The organism is Sandarakinorhabdus limnophila DSM 17366, from assembly GCF_000420765.1.
GTDB lineage: Bacteria > Pseudomonadota > Alphaproteobacteria > Sphingomonadales > Sphingomonadaceae > Sandarakinorhabdus > Sandarakinorhabdus limnophila.
Map to the genome: position 1 here is coordinate 146,150 of NZ_ATVO01000007.1, position 18,814 is coordinate 164,963.

Below are 18,814 nucleotides of genomic sequence, written 5' to 3' on the forward strand. Positions count from 1 at the left end.
ATGACGACGCTTGCTGCCCGCGTTGGCGCTCTGGCGGAAACCACTGCGCTGCCCGATCCCGGCCCGATTGCCGATGGCGAAGCCCGCTTCTTGGTCGAGCATTTCGCGCTCACCGCCAACAACGTCACCTATGCGGTTCACGGCGAGGATTTTGCCTATTGGCGCTTCTTCCCGGCACCCGAAGGGCACGGAATTGTCCCGGTCTGGGGTTTTGCCCGCGTCAGCGAAAGCCGCGCCGAAGGGATCAGCGTTGGCCAGCGCTTCTTCGGTTACTGGCCGATGGGCGCCCAGGCGGTTCTCACACCCGTACAGGTCTCGGCCCACGGCTTCACCGATGGCGCCGCCCACCGCGCTGGCCTGCCGCCCTTCTACAACCGCTACAATCCGGCCAGCCCGGCCTGGGGCGATGAAGCGCTCCAGTGCCTGTTTCGACCGCTCTATGCCACCAGCTTCCTGATTGATTGCCTGGTGGCGACACGGCCGGTCGATACGCTGATCCTGTCCTCCGCCTCCTCGAAAACCGCGCTCGGCGTGGCGCAGGCGGCGAAGGGCCGGCAGCGCGTGGTTGGTCTCACTTCGCCGGGCAACAGGGAATTCTGCGAAAAGACGGGCTATTACGATCAAGTGCTCAGTTACGACGATATTGCGCAGGTGGTGGGCGAGGCCGTCGCCTTCATCGATTTTTCTGGCCATGGCGGCGTGCGCAGCGATGTCCACACCCTGCTGGGTGAGCGGTTGAAGGAAAGCCACATCGTCGGCGACACCCACTGGCAGAGCCCCAACACCAACGAATTGCCCGGCCCGGTGCCGCAGCTGTTCTTCGCCCCCACCGTGGCGCAGGATCGGGTGGCGGAATGGGGCCCGGCTGGCTTTGAACAGCGGCTGGGTGAAGCCTGGGGCCGCTTTGCCGCCACCTTGGGCTGGTTGCGGGTGGAGCGCGTGACCGGCGATGCCGCCGCTGCCAAGGCCTGGGCCGAACTGGTGGCGGGCCGCATCGATCCGGCGGCCGGGATCATCGCCAGTCTGTGATCCATTCAGCTTGGTGAAAGCGCGGTGACGCCAATGTCCCACTCATGGAATGGGGTTTGGACACTAAGTCGCAAGTTCCCATCTTGAGTGCACCGCTGTGCGCGCGTAAGGACCGCCTCCAAGCGATCCGGCGCACCCGCCCGGGCGTGTGAGAAACCTGCCGGCATCCCGCCGGCGCGAGGAGAATAACCGATGAAGATTCTGGGTTTTGTCGCCGCTGCCCTGGTGATCGCCGCTCCGGCCGCCGCTAAGGAAATCACCGTCAAGATGCTGAACAAGGGTGCCGAAGGCGCCATGGTGTTCGAACCGGCGTTCGTGAAGGCCGCCCCCGGCGACACCGTGAAGTTCGTGGCCACCAACCCGGGCCACAACGCGCAGACCATCGCTGGCTTCCTGCCGGCCGGTGAAGCCGAACAGAAGGGCGCCATGGGCAAAGATTTCGTGCTGAAGGCCGGCAAGCCGGGCGTGTACGGCATCAAGTGCCTGCCGCACTTCTCCATGGGCATGGTTGCCCTGGTGCAGGTCGGCAACGGCCCGTCGGCCAACCTCGCTGCCGCCAAGGCCGTGAAGCTGTCGCCGCTGGCCACCAAGCGCATGACTGCCTACCTGGCTCAGGCCAAGTAATCGCCCACCAGCGATGATGAAGCGGCCGGGATGGCAACACCCCGGCCGTTTTCGTTAGAGGCCCGCCGCCTTCAGCATCGCGGAAGCGCCAGCTTCCGCATCATCGCTGCCTGAGCGGAAGAAGGCGAAGAGTTCCCGCGCTGTGCCCGGCCCCGAAGCATCGATCGTCGCCGCTGGGCGGGACAGGAACTCTGCGGCATCCACCAGCACATCCAGTTGCCCCTGCCGCGCGCAAAGGCGGATCACGTCACCATCGCGAACCCGCGCAATCGGCCCGGCGGCCATGGCTTCCGGGCAGAGGTGGATGGCCGCCGGCACCTTGCCCGACGCGCCCGACATGCGGCCATCGGTCACCAGCGCCACCTTGTGCCCGCGATCCTGCAGCACGCCTAGCGCTGGCGTCAGCTTGTGCAGTTCGGGCATGCCATTGGCCTGCGGGCCCTGGCCGCGTACCACCACCACCACGTCACGGTCCAGTTCGCCCGCCTTGAAGGCTGCCTGCACGCTCTCCTGATCCTCGAACACGCGCGCCGGAGCTTCGATCGTCCAGCGTTCTTCGTCCACGGCGCTGGTCTTGAAGATGGCGCGGCCCAGATTGCCTTTCACCAGCCGCATGCCGCCATCGGCCCGAAATGGCTTGCTGGCGGCGCGCAGGATGCTCTCGTCGCGGCTTTCCGGCACGTCGCGCCACACGAGGCGTTCGCCGTCCATGGCGGGATCGCGGGCATAATCGGCCAGGCTGTCGCCGGCGACGGTCGGGATGTCGCCGTGCAGCAGCCCGGCATCCAAAAGGGTGCGAATGGTGAAGGCCATACCGCCCGCCGCGTGGAACTGGTTCACATCCGCTGCGCCGCCCGGATAGACCCGGGCCAGCAGCGGCACTGCGCCTGACAAATCATCAAAATCCTGCCAGTCGATCAGCACGCCCGCCGCCCGCGCGATAGCGGGCAAATGGATGGCATGGTTGGTCGAACCGCCGGTAGCCAGCAGGCCCACGATTGCGTTGACGATGGCGCGTTCGTCCACACAGATGCCCAGCGGGCGTTCGCCCGGCTGGTTCAGCGCGATCTTTGCCAGCCGGTGCATGGCCGCGCGGTTCATCGCGGTGCGCAAGCCCGTGCCGGGATTGACGAAGGCAGCGCCCGGTACGTGCAGGCCCATCACCTCCATCATCATCTGGTTGCTGTTGGCCGTGCCATAGAAGGTGCAGGTGCCGGGGCTATGGTAACTGGCGCTTTCGGCCTCCAGCAGCTCGGCCCGGCTGGCCTTGCCTTCGGCAGCGAGCTGGCGGATCCGCTGCTTTTCCTTGTTGGGCAGGCCGCTGGGCATTGGCCCGGCCGGCACGAAGATCATCGGCAGATGGCCAAAGCGCAGCGCACCGATGATGAGCCCGGGCACGATCTTGTCACATATGCCGAGCAGCGCGACCGATTCGAACATGCCGTGGCTCAGCGCCACCGCCGTGGCCAGTGCGATGCTATCGCGGCTGAACAGGGAAAGCTCCATGCCCACCTGGCCTTGCGTCACGCCATCGCACATCGCCGGCACGCCGCCGGCCACCTGCGCCGTGGCGCCCACTTCGCGGGCAAACAGCTTCAATTGCGGCGGATATTGGCCATAGGGCTGGTGGGCCGACAGCATGTCGTTGAAGGCGGTGACAATGCCGATGTTGACGCGCGCACCGGCCCTGATCGTCGCCTGGTCATCCAGTGCGGCGGCAAAGCCGTGGGCAAGGTTGGAGCATGACAGCCGCTCCCGGCCCATGCCGTTCTCCCGCTCGCGGCCGATATGATCGAGATAGCGGGCGCGGCCAACGCGGCTTTTCTCGATGATACGGTCGGTGACGCGGGCGAGTGTGGGGTGCAGGTTCGTCATGTGCTTAGCATAGGCAGCAACACCGGGCTTGGGCAGCTGAAATAGCACTGCCCAAAAGCAACTCGTTGACGGCCAGGCAGCTAGCGGGCAGCAACAGCGGGTGGGGGACACATGACCGACACCAAAAAGCAAATGGGCCTGGTTGCCGCGCTGGCGCTGGTGGTTGGCAACATGGTGGGTTCCGGCGTGTTCCTGCTGCCGGCAACGCTGGCGCCTTATGGCTGGTCGGCTATGGGCGGCTGGGTGATCGCGCTGGCCGGCACGCTGGCGTTGGCCGGCTGCTATGCCGCGCTGTCCCGGCAGATGCCCGGCACCTGCGGGCCGCATTTCTATGTTGAAAAGGCGTTCGGTCCCAACGCCTCCTATATCGCGGCGTGGAGCTACTGGATCGGCGTCTGGGTCGGCAATGCCGCGCTGGCGGTGGCCGTCGTCTCCAATCTCACCGTGCTCTGGCCCGGTCTGGCCGGCCATCCACTCTTGAGCGCGCTCGCCGCCGTTGGCGTGCTGGTGCTGGTGACGGCAATCAACTTGGCCGGCGTTGGTGCTGCCAGTTTCGTGCAGCAGGTCACCACCTTCCTGAAACTCATGCCGCTCCTCGCCGTGCTCGGCATCGCGGCCTGGCTGCTGTTCGCCAAGGGCAGCGCCGCCGTGGTCAACCCGCCCTCCGCCATGGAAGCCGATGGGGTGATCACCTCGGTCACGCTCACCATGTGGGCGTTCCTCGCGTTTGAATCGGCCACCGTGCCGGCCGACAAGATCCGCCGCCCGGAATTCACCGTGCCGGTGGCGACCATCGTGGGCCCGCTGCTGGCCGGCGTGCTCTACATGGCGATTTCGGCGGCGATGATCGCGCTAGTGCCGGCCGATGCTCTGGCCAAATCCAATGCGCCCTTTGCCGATTTTTCCGCACCGTTCATCGGTTCGCAGGCCGCCGCGCTGATCGGCGTGTTTGCCGCCATCTCGGCGCTGGGCACGGTCAACGGCCTTACCCTCACGGCTGCCGAACTGCCGCGCGCCATGGCGCTGGTCGGGCAGTTTCCGCAGCGCTTTGCCGGGCTGAACCGCGCCGGCGCACCAGCAGCGGCCGTGCTGCTGTCGGGCGGGCTGGCGGCAGCGCTGGTGTTGATGAACACCGATCGCAGCCTTTCGGGCCTGTTCGAATTCACCATCCTGGTGGCCACCGCGGCAATGCTGGTCGGCTATATGGCGGTGGGGCTGGCCGGACTGAAATTGCTCTCCGGCCCGATGCGCTTCATTGGCCTGGCCGGCACGCTCTATTCGCTGTTTGCGCTCTATGCCTCCGGGCTGGAAGCCACCTTGTGGTGCTTCGCGCTCATCGCCGCCGGTTGGCCAGTGCTGCTCTACGCCCGCGCAAAACCGTAGAACCGGTCTGACAAGATCGCCTTGGCCGCATTGTGGCCGGGCGCGCCGGTGACGCCGCCGCCGGGATGGGCGCCGCTGCCGCACAGATACAGGCCCTTCACCGGCATGCGGTGATTGCCGTGGCCCAGCACCGGGCGCGCCGCCCACAATTGATCCAGGCTCATGCGGCCGTGGAAGATATCGCCGCCGATCAGCCCGAACTTGCGTTCCAGATCGAGCGGCGAATGGATCTGCCGCGCGATGATGCTGCGCTTGAAATTGGGGGCATGCGCTGTGACGGTATCGACGATCAGATCGGCCACTTTCTCGCGCACATCGTCCCAGCTCTGGCCATCAGGCAATTTGGGCGCGAATTGCTGGCAGAACAGGCTGGCGACATGGCGTCCCGGCGGCGCCAGCGTGTCATCCAGCGTTGATGGGATCAGCATTTCCACGATCGGCTTGGCAGACCAACCATAGGCCTTGGCGCCGGTATAGGCCCGGTCCATGTAATCCAGGCTGGGCGCGATGATGATGCCGGCGCCGTGGTGCGGGCCATGGCCCTTCAACACGCTGAATTCCGGCAGTTCCGAAAGCGCCACGTTCATGCGGAAGGTGCCCGATCCGGTGGCATAGCCATCCATCGACCGGGCAAATTCGGCCGGCAGTTCGGCGCGGTCCACCAATTGGCGGAACAACAGCGCCGGGCCGGCATTGCTGGCCACAATTTTGGCATCGAGCACGCGGCCATCCTCCAGCGTAACGCCCTTCGCCTTGCCGTTCACGATGTTGACGCGTGCCACACGCTCTTCCAGGCCGATGGAAACGCCCTTTTCGGCACAGGCGCGGGCCATGGCCTTGGTGATGGCACCCATGCCGCCGATGGCATGGCCCCAGGCGCCCTTCACCCCGTTCACCTGGCCGAACACATGGTGCAGCAACACATAGGCCGAACCCGGCGTATCCGGGCTGGCGAAATGGCCAACGATCGAGTCGAATCCCAGCACCGCCTTGATCGGATCGCTTTCGAACCAGCCATCCAGAAATTCGCGCGCGCTGCGGGTGAACAGGGTGAACAGATCATGCTGTTCGCCCTTGCTCAGCCCCAACATTGGCCAGCCCTGCGTGGCCAGCGCCGCCATGCCCTTCAGGCCCGGCCCGGGCGGGATTTTCAAGGCGAGGCGGCGCATCTGATCGGCCAGCACCTCCAGCCGCTGATCATAGGCGCCAAGCGCTGCGGCATCCTTTTCCGAAAAACGCGCCACTTCGCTTTCCGTCACGCCGGGGCCAACCTTCAGATAATCATTGGCCAGCGGGAGGAAATTGTTGAGCGGGCGGTTGACGATGGTCAGGCCATGCTCGCCGAGATTCATGTCGGATGCGACCCTGTCCTGCAGCAGCGAGACGGTGTAGCTGGCGGTGCTGTTGCGGAAGCCGGGTGCGAATTCCTCGGTCACGCAGGCACCGCCCACGATATCGCGCGCTTCGCAGATATGCACCTTCAGCCCGGCGCGGGCGAGATAGAAGGCCGTGACCAGGCCATTATGGCCTCCGCCAATGATGATCGCGTCATACTGCATGGGCAGCAGCCATGCCCGGCTGTGGGCAGGTGGTCAATTGCGGGCGGCAGTTCAGCCCACCACGCCGGCGCACAGGGCGAGGCCGATAAGGCACATCAGCACCGCGACCACCGATCGGATCGCCGTGATGGTGAGTTTTTCAAGATGTCGCGTCGCTGCCCAAGCCCCGGCAAAGGCGGCGAGCGTGCCGACGCCGACCAGCAGCGCCTCCTGCCCATCGGGATTGAGGCCCAGCGCGGCGAAGGACGCGGCATAAGTGGAAAGCCGGGCCAGATCGACGAGAATGGCGATCATCACGCCTGTGGCGATGAACGGCTTGGCCGCCAACCCGGCGCGCAACAGGAAGATCGAGCGTAAGGCGCCCTGCTGGCCGGTAAGGCCGCCGAAAAAGCCGGTGACCAGCCCACCCAGTGGTTGCAGGCGCGGCGGCGCGGCCAGTTTCTGAAACCAGCTCTGCAATTCCAGTAGGGCGAAGATCAGCAGCAACAGGCCAACCGCCAGGCTGGCGCCGGTTGGCCCGAAGGTGCGGCCAAGGGCGCTCCATTCAAACAGGCGCGGCGTATCGCCCAGCCGAGCCAGCAGCTACGCGCCCAGCATCGCCGCCGGCACCGCCGTCAGGCCAAAGCGCAGCACCACCCGCCAATCCGCCTGCCGCCACAGCAGCCCGGCCTTGAACACGTTGTTGAGCAGGTGGACCACGCCGGTGGCCGCCACCGCCACCGGCACCGGGAAGAACAGCGCAAAGGCCGGCAGCAGGATCGTGCCAAGGCCGAACCCGGAATAGAGCGTGAGCGCCGATGCCAGCGCGGCCACCACGGCAATCACGGTCATGTCCATGGCCCAATCCATGGCGGCGTCTATGCCGGCCGTCCGACCCTGCCGCAATCGATAACGCTCACCCCGTTGCAACTACCACCGCATCCGCTATGCCGGAGCGCAAGAAACAGGCGGGGAGGCCGGAGTTTTGGGCGCGGATGTTGAGACTGTCGAAGACGTGATCGATCCCAAGCGGGATCGGCTGGTGATCGTGGCCAGCAGCCTGGGCACCGTATTCGAATGGTATGATTTCTTCCTCTACGGCATCCTCGCCAGCCTGCTCGGCAAACTGTTCTTTGCCACGGGCAACCCTACGACCGAGCTGCTGTTCAGCCTGTTCGCCTTTGCCATCGGCTTCTTCTTCCGGCCGCTGGGCGCGCTGGTGTTCGGCTGGTTCGGGGACAAGGTGGGCCGCAAATACACCTTCCTGATCACCATCGCGATGATGGGCGGGGCCACGGCCTGCATCGGCCTGCTGCCCACCTTCGAACAGGCCGGCATCGCCGCGCCCATCATGCTGCTGGTGTTGCGCACCCTGCAGGGGCTGGCAATGGGCGGTGAATATGGCGGGGCGGCGATCTACGTCGCCGAACATGCCCCGCCCGGCAAGCGCGGGGCGTACACAAGCTGGATTCAGGCGGCGGCGGCCTGCGGCTTCATGCTCACGCTGGGCGTAGTGTTGGGCACCAAGGCACTGATTGCGGAACCGGAATTTATTGCCTGGGGCTGGCGCGTGCCGTTCCTGATGTCGATCCTGCTGCTGGGCATTTCGCTGTGGGTGCGGCTGAAACTGTCGGAAAGCCCGGTGTTCCAGAAGATGAAATCGGCAGGTACAACGTCGGCCAATCCGTTCAAGGATGCGCTGTCGGCGCCGGGCAACAAGGGCCGGCTGCTGGTGGCGCTGGCGGTATCGGCGGGCTTCACGGTGATTTTCTACACCAGCCAGTTCGGCACGCTCTATTTCCTGCAGAACACCGCCCGCCTGCCGGAAACGGAGGCGTTGCTGTACCTGGCGGTTGGCGTGCTGGTTTCGGCCCCGGCCTATATCTATTTCGGCGGGCTTTCCGATCGGTTCGGGCGCAAGGCGGTGCTGGCCACCGGCTTTGCCCTCACGCTGGTCGCGTTGTTCCCGATCTTCGATCTGATGGCCAAGGGCGCCAACCCGGCGCTGTCCGAAGCCATGGCCAACGCGCCGGTTACCGTCGAGCTGCCGGCGTGCGACTACAACATCTTCACCAAGCAGGAGGCCGAATGCGGCAAGGCGCTGGAATGGCTGACCAAGCGCGGCGTTTCCTACAAGAAGACCGACGCCGATGTGCTGGCGATGCGGGTTTCCGGCGAACGGATGAAGGGTTTTGACAAGGAGGCCTGGGGCGCCGCGCTCAACGCTGCCGGCTGGCCCGAGAAAGCCGATCCGGATCGCATCGTCGCCTGGCAGTTGATCCTGGCGGTGATGGCCATTGGTCTGCTCAGCGGCTGGACCTACGCCCCCATCGCCGCGATGCTGGTCGAAATGTTCCCGGCCCGGGTGCGCTATACCAGCATGTCGGTGCCCTATCACATCGGCACTGGGTATTTCGGCGGCTTCCTTCCGGTGATTTCCCAGTACATCGTGGTTTCAACCGGCGATGTGTTTGCTGGCCTGTGGTACACGATCGTGGTGGTGGCGGTGGGCCTGGTGATCATGCTGCTGTTCCTCAAGGATTCGCGCCACATCAACATCAACGATTGAGGGGCGCATGAGTGGACCGCTGGCGGGCATCCGCATCGTCGATTGCTCGCAGATTGTTTCGGGGCCGATGGCCTGCCAGATGCTGGGCGATCAGGGTGCCGAGGTCATCAAAGTCGAAAGCCCGGGCGGCGATCCGGTCCGCAGCCTGGGGCCGCGCAAGGCCGATCTGTCCAGCATGTTCATCGCCGTCAACCGCGGCAAGCAGGGCCTGTGCCTTGATCTGAAATCGCCCGACGGCATCGCCGTGCTGGAAACGCTGGTGAAAACGGCGGACGTGCTGGTGGAAAATTTCCGCCCCGGTGTGCTGGCGCGGCTGGGTCTGGATTGGGAACGGTTGCACGCCCTCAATCCGCGCCTGATCTATTGCAGCATCACCGGCTTTGGCCCCGATGGCCCGTATCAGAATGTGCGCGTTTATGATCCGGTGATCCAGGCCGTCTCCGGCATCGCGGCGAGCCAGGTGGACAAGGAAGGCAACCCCGGCCTCGTGCGCCATCTGGTGGCAGACAAGGTGACGGCGCTCACGGCGGCGCAGGCCGTTACCGCCGCGCTTTTCCGCCGCGAACGATCGGGCGGGGAGGGGGAGCGGATTGAAGTCGCCATGCTCGATGCCGCCATCGCCTTCAACTGGCCAGAAGGCATGTACAATTACAGCTTCATGGATGATGCGCCGGCGGCATGGCCGGAATATGGCGCGCAGATGCGGCTGTGGAAGGCGGCCGATGGGCAGGTGGCGATCGGCGCGTTGCAGGATGCCGAATTCGTGGCGCTCACCCGCAGCCTGGGCCGCGAGGATCTCGCCGCCGATGAACGCTTCCGCTCCTCGGCCGGGCGCATCAAGCATCAGCGCGAATGGGCGCCGCAGGTTTCCGCCGAAATTGCCCGGCGCAACCGCGCCGAGCTGATGGACGGCTTCGTGGCGCAGGGCGCTGTCGGCGGCCCGGTTGTTCATCTTGCCGATGTGCCGGATGATGCACAGGTCCAGCACAACGGCATCTGCATCGAAGTGGCGCACAGCGACGCCGTAGGCCGCGTGCGCCAGGCCCGGCCGCCGGCCCGCTTTGGCCAGCCGCTGGATCAGGTCGGCCCGGCGCCGCATCTGGGCGAACATGGCCGGCAAATCCTTGCCGCGCTGGGCTATGACGCTGCCGCCATTGCCGCGCTTGTGGATAAGGGCGTCCTCAAGGGCTGAAGCCCCTATCGCGGCCGGCACGGCTCTTGCATCATCTGCGACAAGCTTGCGCTGATTCTGCCATTGTACCCGTAAAGGGCGCTACCCATATCAGCCGGGACAAAAGCGAAGGTCAGCCCTTCGCGACGGAGATGACATGACCAACCAGACCCTGCCCGTTTTGCCGCTGCGCGATATCGTGGTGTTCCCGCAAATGATCGTGCCGCTATTCGTGGGCCGCGAAAAATCGGTGGCCGCGCTCGAAGCGGCCATGAACGACGGCCGCACCGTGTTCCTGCTCAGCCAGAAGAACCCCGGCGACGAAGATCCGGGCGCTGACGAGCTGTACGATGTCGGCACGCTGGCCAATGTGCTGCAACTGCTGAAACTGCCCGACGGCACGGTGAAGGTGCTTGTGGAAGGCCAGGGCCGCGCGTCGTTGGTCAAGCTGGATGCCAGTGGCCCCTATCTGATGGCCGAAGTTGAAGACCGGCCGGACGTGGAGCGCAACGAAACCGAGGTCGCCGCCCTTCTGCGTTCGGCGCAGAGCCAGTTCGAACAGTTCATCAAGCTGAACCGCAAGGTCGCCCCGGAAGTCGCCAGCCAGATTTCGGCGGTGGAAGAGCCGGGCCGCTTTGCCGACACCGTCGCTGCCAACCTGGGCCTGAAGATCGCCGACAAGCAGGCGCTGTTGGCCGAACCGGATGTGGGCCTGCGGCTGGAAAAGATCTTCGCCTTCATGGAAGGCGAGATGGGTGTGCTGCAGGTAGAAAAGAAGATCCGCAACCGCGTGAAGCGGCAGATGGAGAAGACCCAGCGCGAATATTATCTGAACGAACAGATGAAGGCGATCCAGCGTGAGCTGGGCGATGCCGACGAGGAAAAGGACGAAGTCGCCGAGCTGGAAGAGAAGATCAAGAAGGTCAAACTCTCCAAGGAAGCCCGTGAAAAGGCGCTGTGCGAGCTGAAGAAGCTGAAGGCGATGGCGCCGCAATCGGCGGAAGCCACGGTGGTGCGCAACTATCTCGATACGCTGCTGGGCCTGCCGTGGGGCAAGCGCAGCAAGGTGAAGAAGGACATCATCGCGGCCCAGGCCGTGCTGGATGCCGATCATTTCGGCCTTGAAAAGGTGAAGGACCGTATCATCGAGTATCTGGCCGTGCAGGCGCGCACCAACAAGCTGAAAGGCCCGATCCTGTGCCTCGTCGGCCCGCCCGGTGTTGGCAAGACCAGCCTGGGCCGCAGCATCGCCAAAGCGACGGGGCGTGAATTCATCCGCCACAGCCTCGGCGGCGTGCGCGATGAAGCCGAAATCCGCGGCCATCGCCGGACCTACATTGGCTCCATGCCCGGCAAGATCATCCAGAATCTGAAGAAGGCTGGCACGTCCAACCCGCTGTTCCTACTCGATGAAATCGACAAGCTGGGCCAGGATTTCCGCGGCGATCCCTCAAGCGCACTGCTGGAAGTGCTCGATCCGGAACAGAACAAGGCGTTCAACGACCATTATCTGGAGGTCGATTACGACCTGTCCGACGTGATGTTCGTCACCACGGCCAACAGCTACAACATGCCCCAGCCGTTGCTGGACCGCATGGAGATCATCAGCCTGTCGGGTTACACCGAGGATGAGAAGCTGGAGATCGCCAAGCGCCACTTGATCGAGAAGCAGTATGAAGCGCACGGGCTGAAGAAGGAGGAGTTCACGGTCACCGACAACGCGATCCGTGATCTGATCCGTTATTACACCCGTGAAGCCGGCGTGCGCAAACTGGAGCGCGAGATCGCCAAGCTGGCGAGGAAGGCCCTGCGCCGCATCTTGGAAGGCAAGGACACCAGCGTTACCGTGAGTTCGGAAAACCTCGCCGATTTCTCGGGCGTGCGGAAGTTCCGCTATGGCCTCGCTGACACTGAAGACCAGATCGGCGCTGTCACCGGCCTGGCCTGGACGGAAGTGGGCGGCGATCTGCTCACCATCGAAGCTGTCACTAGCCCCGGCAAGGGCGCGATCAAGACCACCGGCAAGCTGGGCAGCGTCATGACCGAATCGATTTCGGCGGCACTCAGCTTCGTGCGGGCCCGCGCCACGCACTATGGCATCAAGCCGAGCGTGTTTGAAAAGAAGGACATCCATGTGCACGTGCCGGAAGGCGCGACGCCCAAGGATGGGCCCTCTGCCGGTATTGCCATGGTGACCGCCATCATCTCCACGCTTACCGGCGTTGCCGTGAAGCGCGATGTGGCGATGACCGGCGAAGTGACGCTGCGCGGCCGCGTGCTGCCCATCGGCGGCCTGAAGGAAAAGCTGCTAGCGGCGCTGCGTGGCGGCATCACCATGGTGCTGATCCCGGCCGAGAACGAGAAGGACCTGGCCGACATTCCCGACAATGTGAAGCAGGGGATGACGATCGTGCCGGTTTCCCACGTTGATGAAGTGCTGGCGCTGGCGTTGACCCAGCCGCTGGTGCCGATCGAATGGACCGAGGCCGATGAAAAGGCCGCCATGCCACCAGCCGCGGTGGCCACCGAACCGGCGGTGCGGCACTAAAAATCTTGCGGTGAACGGGTGGGCGGGGCTTTACAGCGCCGCCCGTCTCGCCTAATCCGCCCGCTCGCCAAGCAAGTGGGCGCGTAGCTCAGCGGTAGAGCACTGCTTTCACACGGCAGGGGTCACAGGTTCAATCCCTGTCGCGCCCACCACTTGCATCCCGCTCAATCTCGATCCTGATCACGCTGACCAGGCGTGCCGTTGCCGCCATCGGTGCGATGGCGCGGTGCGTGCCGCACGTCCAGCCTGCGGTGCAGCAAGCAGGCCGAGCACTGCTCGACGCGCTCACCAGCATCGGCATGGCTCGCCAGCTGGCCGATGGGCGATATGCGGCATCGCGCAAGGCCCGCCCAAAACGCGCCCGTCGCCCCGGAGCAATTCTGGGGTGACGACAAGGAAAGCGGTTGGCCCGCTCAGGCTGGGAAGCGGCAGGCCTGATCCCGGCTCACGAAGTGCAGATCGGCAAACCAGCCCCGCGTGGCTCCGCCGGTCTGATCCGTGTCCACCGCCACGGCGATGGAGGTGGCCTTGGCCGTCGTGCCGGGGAAGGCGCGGGCATAATCGCTGGCCAGATCCGCGCGCTGCTCCACCCAGCGGCCGGCATTCGCGGCGCCGCTTTGCGCCACCACCATGCGGGCGCGATCGGTGTAGGCGTTGGGCGCTGTGGTGCCGATGGGGTGCACATTGTCCCACACATAATTCACCGCCGCATCGGGGATGGGGCCGGGGAACAGCCGGCGGGCAAGGCCAAGCTTCATCTTGGTGCCCAGGCCCAATTGCCCATCGGGAATATCGAAGCCCACATAGACACGGGCGGCATAATCATCGCCGGCCTTGGTCTTCATGTTGGCGCCCGCCACCGGTGCTGCGATGCGCCAGCGCCAGCACAGCATGGGCGTTGCATTGAGATCAACCGTGATTGGCCGGGCGAGCAACGCCATGCTGGCTTCGGCACTGCCTTCGATGGCCATGACGCCGTCGATGCGGGTGACGCGGTAGCGTGTGGGCGGCACCTTTTTGGAAACGACAGCGACCTGCCACGGTGGCGGCACCGGGCCTTCGGCACTGAACTGGCCCACCACGACCGCTCCAATCAGTGTGGGTATCAGGGCTGCGATCATGGCTTGAACGCCGCCCATGCGGCCGCCGTGCGCTGGATGACGGTGACGATGCACAGGCCAGCATAGGTGAGCGCGATGGTGGGGAAGTGGGCGGGCCACAGACAGAACAGGATGAAGACCACAATGGTTTCTGTTCCCTCGGCCAGGCCTGTGTTGTAGAAGAAGGTCTTCTTGCCATGGGCGCTGGTTTCCATGCCCCGTTTGCCGGCGATGGTGGCAAAGGCGAGGAAGCTGATGCCGGTGAGGCCGAAGCAGCAGGCCAGCACCAGCGACGGGACCAGGTTGGCCGGTGCGGCTAGGCCAAAGCCCAGCGGCACCGCGAGATAGAAGACGAAATCGGCGACGATATCGAGATAGCCGCCAAAATCCGTTGGCCCGGTGATGCGCGCAACCGGGCCATCGAGCCCGTCGAGCAGGCGGTTGACGATGATCACAACCAGCGCCAGCGTGAACTGGCCCTGCGCCAGCAGTGCGCCGGCCCCGATGACGAGCAGGATGCCGATGCTGGTGATCGCATTGGCTGTCACGCCAAGGTCTGCCAGAACCCGCCCCAACGCGTTCAGCGGCGGGTCGATCAGCGGGCGCAGGCGGGCGTCAAGCAAGCGGAGTCACCAGGCCGATCATGGCGCCGGTCATCAGCGTGGCGAAATTGCCGGCGATCCAGCTCTTGACGCCCAGTCCGGCCGCTTCGGCACGGCGCTCTGGGCAAAGGCTGGCGATGGTGGAAACGAGCAGGCCGATGCTGGCCAGATTGGCAAAGCCGGCCAGCGCGTAGGTGACGATGAGGGCGCTGCGCGGGTCGAGCGTGCCGGCGGGCAGGGCCGCCAGATCGAGATAGGCGACATATTCGTTGAGAATGGCCTTGGTGCCCATCAATGCGCCCGCCGCTGGCGCCTGATCCCAGGGCACGCCAATCGCCCACATGAACGGCGAGAAGATCCAGCCGAACATGCGCTTAAGGGTGAGGGCGGCGCCATCCACGTGGGGCGCCAGCGCCAATATCTGATCGGCAAGCGCCACCAGCGCGAAGATGGTAATGATGATGCCGATCACCGCCAGCATCAGCTGCACGCCTTCCATGGCGCCGCGCACCACGGCGTCCATGGCGCCATCATAGGCGAGGTCAGGCTCGGCCGCTTCGCTGGACTGCGGCTGGCCCGGCACCATCAGGCGGGCGACCATCAGCGCGGCGGGCAGGGAGATGAGGCTGGCCACGATCAGATGCCCGGCGGCGTTGGGGATCACCTTGCCCAACGTGCTGGCATAGAGCACCAGAATCGCGCCCGAAATCGTCGCCATGATCATCGCCATGATGGCGAACAGATCGGATCGGGACATGGTGGCAAACCAGGCGCGCAGCACCAGCGGCGATTCAACCACGCCCAGAAACAGCGTGCCGCCGCCGCCCAGCCCGACAACGCCCGAAACGCCCAGCGTGCGCCGCAGTGCCCAACTGAGCCCGCGCACCAGCGCCTTCAAGATGCCCCAGTGCCAGAGCAGCGCGGAGAGCGCCGAAAACACGATGATCAGCGGCAGGATCTGGAAGGCGATGATCAGCGGCGGGCTGGCGCCTTGCGCCAAGGCAAATGGCAACGGCGCGCCGCCCAGATAGCCGAACATGTAGGAGGAGCCGACCAACGTGGCCTTCTCGATGGCAGCCACGCCTTGATTGGCCACGCCAACGGCGGCCCAGATTGGCGGCACCCGCACCACGACCACGGCAATCGCCAGTTGCAGCAGCAACGCGCCGCCCAGCCAGCGCCAGCCAGGGCGATTGGCGCGGTCTTCGCTGAACGCCCAAGCCAGCAGCAAAATGGCCGCCAGCCCGATCAGACCCTGAAATTGCTGCATCCCGGCTGGCATATCAGAACTTGTACGCGATACCGAACTGGAACTGGCGCGGCGGGCCGGCGTTGCGTTGCACGAAGGGTGCGCCGCCGCCGAACTGCACCTGGTTGGATGTGGTGGCCGCGTTGGCAAAGCCGGACTGGTTGTTGGCGTTGAACAGGTTGAACACGTCGGCCGAAAGCTCGATGCGCTTCAGCAGCAGATAACGGACGCCGAGATCGACCGTGGCTGACCACGGCAGCCGCGCCGAATTGCGGGAGGCGCCGGGGAAACGGTCGGAATTGCCGACGAAATTCTCGCCGAACGAAGCGCCGTCTCCGTTCAGATCCTGAGTGCCGAAAATCCGTGCATCGGGCACCAGATTGACCGGTTGGCCCGACTGGAACAGGCCGGCGGCCGTCAACGTCAGGCCCTCGATCGGATAGAGATAGCCCACCGCCGAAATCAAGTGCCGTCGATCGTTTGCCGACGGGCCATATTCGGTGCTGAAATCATTGGCATTGGCAGCGCGGAAGTTGATGTCGTCGGTGTCGTTCTTCAGCCGCGACAGCGTGTAGCTGAGGCGGAAGCCATAATCATCTGCGCCGCGCTCCTTCACGGCCTGCAGGATGAGCGCCATATATTCCGAGCGGCCTTCGGTTTCCGAAACCGTGATCTGCCGCGCCCCGCCCGCGACCAGCGCGACCGGCCGGCTGGCATCAGCGGCAGCCTGGCTGCGCACGAGGCCCAGCGTCTGCGCCAGCGCCGCCCGCGTTGCATTGTCGGGCGCGGCCTGCAGCAGGGCGATATTGGCCGGCGTGAGCGCGGCGGTGTTGGGCGTGAAGGCCGCCGGCGCATTCAGGTCGCGCAGCCGCACCAGATTGCGGCTGCGGCTGTAGATGCCATCGATGCTCAGCGTCAGTGTGGACGTCGCCTGATATTGATAGCCGCCGCTCAACTGCAGGCTCCACGGGCTGTCATAGCCGGTGGGCGACAATATGCGCGCTTCGCCCAGCGTGGCGGCGCCGCGCAGCGCCTGTACCTGCGCCGGGGTTGGGCAGGCCGAAACCGTGGCGCAGGGCGGGGCGACGGTGAGGTTGCCGTCGAACGTCACGTCGCGCAGGTTGATACCGGTCGGGATGAGGCCGCGGCTCTGCAATTGGCCCAATTGGGTGAGGAAGGCCGGCGCTGTGGTGTTGCGCTGCAGGGCGTCGGAGATGACGGCATAACTCAATTTGCCGGTGAAGATGCCGGCGCCAAAGCGCACCGACGAGCGGGCATCCGGCCGCCAGTTCAGCGCCAGCCGCGGTGCGATATTGTCGAAGTCACCGCCACCAAAACCCTTGGCGGTGAGGCTGTCATAATCCCAGCGCACGCCCAGCGTGGCGGTGAACCGCGGGCTGATCTGCCATTCGTCTTCCAGATAGAAGGCCAGCAAGGTCTGATCGGTGCCGAAGGATTGCGGTCGCAATTCAACGGCGTAATTGGCCACCACCGGGTTCAGCGCCAGCACGTCGCTGGCGGTCAGCCCCAGCCCGCGGCCGCCGGCGCGCAGCGCGGCCAGCTGCGGCGCGGTCAGATCGACGACGAAATTGCCATCGGGGTTGCCGCCGCCCAAAAGGGTGAAGTTGCTGTGGATGACGTCGGCGCCCAGCCGCAGCCGGTGTGCGCCCAGCTTGCGTTGCAGGCGATGGGTGGTCTGGATCGTCTCTTCCAGGCTGTCGAACAGATAACCGGGGTGGCCGACGACGCCGGCGGTCAGTCCCGAAGGGTCGCGGATCACCACCTGCGGCCCCGGCCCGGCCAGCGCCTCGCCATAATCCCAGCGGAAGCGCGCATATTGCACGGCGCCATCATAGCTCCAGTCATCGCCGGCATAGCTCGCCGTGGCAGCAACCAGCGTCGAATGGCGATCCTGGTTGGAGCCGGCCGAGGGCAGGCTGTTGCCGCCGCCCAGCCCGCCGCCGGGCCGTTCGATGGTGACGCGGCCGATATTGGCGCGCAGGCCCAGGGTCCAGTCATCGGTCAGCCGATGATCGAGCCGCAGCGAAGCGAGGTGGAACTGGTTGTTGCCGGTCACCGTGTCGGTGATGCCGAGCAGCGGCGCATCGACGACCTGGGTGTTGCGATCGCGGGTATACTCGTAGTTGATGTAGAAGAAGGTCTTGTCCTTCGCGATCGCCCCGCCGAGCGCAAAGCCGGCCTGATAGCGTTCGAAACTTTCACCTACCGCGTTGCCCGACAGGTCGCGGCGCGGGAAGGGCGAGGCGGCGTCCAGCGGCCGGCCGGGGCGGAGCAGCCCATAGGCTTCGCCGTGCAGCTCGTTGGTGCCCGATGGCGTGGTATAGTTGACGATGCCGTTGGCGGTGCGGCCATAGGCGACCGAATAGCTGTTGGCGAGCACCGTCACGCTGCGGGTGAAGCCCAGCGGCACCGGGAACTTGATGCCGCCAAGGAAATTCTCGTTATTGTCGAGGCCGTCGATCAGATAATTGGTGTCGAGGCCATTGCTGCCATTGATCGAGATCGACGGCGCTTCCGGGAAGAAGCCGGTGCTGGCCACCACGTTCGGCAGCCGGATCAGCGAACCGATCACGTCGCGGCCTTCGATGGGCAGCGCGGTCAACTGCTCGCGGCCCAGCGATGCGGAGACTTCGGCGTTGACGGCGTTGAGGCCAACAACAGTCCGTGCGCCGGTCACCGTGATGGTCTGGCCAACGGGGGTCAACCGCAGGGTGATGCTGCTGGAAAAATTGCTGCGCAAGGTGAGCGACTGCGGTTCGGCGGCGTCATAGGCGGCGCTGGCAGCGGCGCTGATCCGGAACTGGCCGCTGGTGGTCAGGCCTTCTAGCCGCAACAGGCCCTGGGCATCGGTGCGGGCCACGCGGCGGAAACCGGTGCCGGGATTTTCGATGACCACTTCCACATCGGCTGCCGGTGCGCCGCTTAGCGCATCTACCACCGAAATCTGGATGCCGGCCTGTTGCGCCTGCGCCGGCATCGCCACCATCGCTGCGCCGGCCAGAAAGACGGCCGCAGCCCGGTTCAAACCCTTCATTCCAATCCCCCAAGTGCTCCGCCACCCACAGGCGTGCGCGCGGTTTTCATGACTGTTGCCATTCAAATACG

At 65.2% G+C, this 18,814-nt stretch carries 13 protein-coding genes, 1 tRNA gene and 1 pseudogene; 7 read left to right on the forward strand and 8 right to left on the reverse strand.

Annotated elements, in window-relative coordinates:
* Together G566_RS0110300 and G566_RS0110305 are read left to right on the forward strand one after the other, a co-directional pair.
* Nucleotides 1-1,029 (forward strand): DUF2855 family protein, encoded by a 1,029-nt coding sequence (locus tag G566_RS0110300; protein WP_051136023.1) that lies wholly within the window; start codon nucleotides 1-3, stop codon nucleotides 1,027-1,029.
* Between the two features lie 192 nt (nucleotides 1,030-1,221).
* Complete coding sequence (locus G566_RS0110305) at nucleotides 1,222-1,653, forward strand: pseudoazurin (RefSeq protein ID WP_022680595.1); 432 nt, start codon at nucleotides 1,222-1,224, stop codon at nucleotides 1,651-1,653.
* 54 nt (nucleotides 1,654-1,707) lie between these two features.
* Here G566_RS0110305 and edd read toward each other — a convergent pair whose 3' ends face one another.
* Entirely contained in the window at nucleotides 1,708-3,528 is a 1,821-nt protein-coding gene (gene edd / locus G566_RS0110310; RefSeq protein WP_022680596.1) for a phosphogluconate dehydratase, read from the reverse strand.
* Between the two features lie 111 nt (nucleotides 3,529-3,639).
* On the opposite strand from edd, the gene G566_RS0110315 reads away from it, so the two are divergent.
* Nucleotides 3,640-4,911, forward strand: a complete 1,272-nt coding sequence (locus G566_RS0110315; RefSeq protein ID WP_022680597.1) for an amino acid permease — start codon at nucleotides 3,640-3,642, stop codon at nucleotides 4,909-4,911.
* On the opposite strand, the gene G566_RS0110320 is transcribed toward G566_RS0110315, so the two are convergent.
* The gene (locus G566_RS0110320) at nucleotides 4,890-6,470 is read right to left on the reverse strand and encodes a phytoene desaturase family protein (protein ID WP_022680598.1); all 1,581 of its coding nucleotides are present in this window, start codon (nucleotides 6,468-6,470) and stop codon (nucleotides 4,890-4,892) included. The two genes, G566_RS0110315 and G566_RS0110320, sit on opposite strands and share 22 nt — an antisense overlap.
* Before the next feature lie 51 nt (nucleotides 6,471-6,521).
* Nucleotides 6,522-7,319 (reverse strand): annotated as a pseudogene (locus G566_RS15940) (TSUP family transporter).
* Between the two features lie 145 nt (nucleotides 7,320-7,464).
* On the opposite strand from G566_RS15940, the gene G566_RS0110330 reads away from it, so the two are divergent.
* The 4 genes from G566_RS0110330 (at nucleotide 7,465) to G566_RS0110345 (ending at nucleotide 12,889) form a co-directional block, all read left to right on the forward strand.
* The gene (locus tag G566_RS0110330) at nucleotides 7,465-9,018 is read left to right on the forward strand and encodes an MFS transporter (RefSeq protein WP_243442440.1); all 1,554 of its coding nucleotides are present in this window, start codon (nucleotides 7,465-7,467) and stop codon (nucleotides 9,016-9,018) included.
* A gap of 7 nt (nucleotides 9,019-9,025) precedes the next feature.
* Entirely contained in the window at nucleotides 9,026-10,210 is a 1,185-nt protein-coding gene (locus tag G566_RS0110335) for a CaiB/BaiF CoA transferase family protein (protein ID WP_022680600.1), read from the forward strand.
* A 136-nt stretch (nucleotides 10,211-10,346) separates the two neighbouring features.
* Nucleotides 10,347-12,737 carry an endopeptidase La gene (gene lon, locus G566_RS0110340; RefSeq protein WP_022680601.1) on the forward strand — a complete coding sequence of 797 codons (2,391 nt, stop codon included), beginning with the start codon at nucleotides 10,347-10,349 and terminating at the stop codon, nucleotides 12,735-12,737.
* A 77-nt stretch (nucleotides 12,738-12,814) separates the two neighbouring features.
* Nucleotides 12,815-12,889 (forward strand) — tRNA-Val (locus G566_RS0110345).
* Here the strand turns inward: G566_RS0110345 and G566_RS15435 are convergent.
* The 5 genes from G566_RS15435 to G566_RS0110365 form a co-directional block, all read right to left on the reverse strand.
* Complete coding sequence (locus G566_RS15435; protein WP_156874497.1) at nucleotides 12,868-13,080, reverse strand: hypothetical protein; 213 nt, start codon at nucleotides 13,078-13,080, stop codon at nucleotides 12,868-12,870. The genes G566_RS0110345 and G566_RS15435 overlap by 22 nt on opposite strands.
* Nucleotides 13,081-13,150: 70 nt before the next feature.
* Entirely contained in the window at nucleotides 13,151-13,858 is a 708-nt protein-coding gene (locus G566_RS0110350; RefSeq protein WP_156874498.1) for a DUF3047 domain-containing protein, read from the reverse strand.
* Nucleotides 13,855-14,460 (reverse strand): CDP-alcohol phosphatidyltransferase family protein, encoded by a 606-nt coding sequence (locus tag G566_RS0110355; RefSeq protein ID WP_022680602.1) that lies wholly within the window; start codon nucleotides 14,458-14,460, stop codon nucleotides 13,855-13,857. The genes G566_RS0110350 and G566_RS0110355 overlap by 4 nt, the downstream gene beginning before the upstream one ends.
* Nucleotides 14,453-15,709 carry a NupC/NupG family nucleoside CNT transporter gene (locus tag G566_RS0110360; protein ID WP_022680603.1) on the reverse strand — a complete coding sequence of 419 codons (1,257 nt, stop codon included), beginning with the start codon at nucleotides 15,707-15,709 and terminating at the stop codon, nucleotides 14,453-14,455. Before G566_RS0110360 ends, G566_RS0110355 begins: the two co-directional genes overlap by 8 nt.
* A gap of 13 nt (nucleotides 15,710-15,722) precedes the next feature.
* Complete coding sequence (locus tag G566_RS0110365) at nucleotides 15,723-18,743, reverse strand: TonB-dependent receptor (RefSeq protein ID WP_022680604.1); 3,021 nt, start codon at nucleotides 18,741-18,743, stop codon at nucleotides 15,723-15,725.
* Nucleotides 18,744-18,814: the final 71 nt, after the last annotated feature.

Coding starts and splice junctions, on each gene's coding strand:
- G566_RS0110300 (WP_051136023.1), top strand. CDS start 1: ATGACGACGCTTGCTGCCCGCGTTGGCGCTCTGGCGGAAACCACTGCG.
- G566_RS0110305 (WP_022680595.1), top strand. CDS start 1,222: ATGAAGATTCTGGGTTTTGTCGCCGCTGCCCTGGTGATCGCCGCTCCG.
- edd (WP_022680596.1), bottom strand. CDS start 3,528: ATGACGAACCTGCACCCCACACTCGCCCGCGTCACCGACCGTATCATC.
- G566_RS0110315 (WP_022680597.1), top strand. CDS start 3,640: ATGACCGACACCAAAAAGCAAATGGGCCTGGTTGCCGCGCTGGCGCTG.
- G566_RS0110320 (WP_022680598.1), bottom strand. CDS start 6,470: ATGCAGTATGACGCGATCATCATTGGCGGAGGCCATAATGGCCTGGTC.
- G566_RS0110335 (WP_022680600.1), top strand. CDS start 9,026: ATGAGTGGACCGCTGGCGGGCATCCGCATCGTCGATTGCTCGCAGATT.
- lon (WP_022680601.1), top strand. CDS start 10,347: ATGACCAACCAGACCCTGCCCGTTTTGCCGCTGCGCGATATCGTGGTG.
- G566_RS0110350 (WP_156874498.1), bottom strand. CDS start 13,858: ATGATCGCAGCCCTGATACCCACACTGATTGGAGCGGTCGTGGTGGGC.
- G566_RS0110360 (WP_022680603.1), bottom strand. CDS start 15,709: ATGCAGCAATTTCAGGGTCTGATCGGGCTGGCGGCCATTTTGCTGCTG.
- G566_RS0110365 (WP_022680604.1), bottom strand. CDS start 18,743: ATGAAGGGTTTGAACCGGGCTGCGGCCGTCTTTCTGGCCGGCGCAGCG.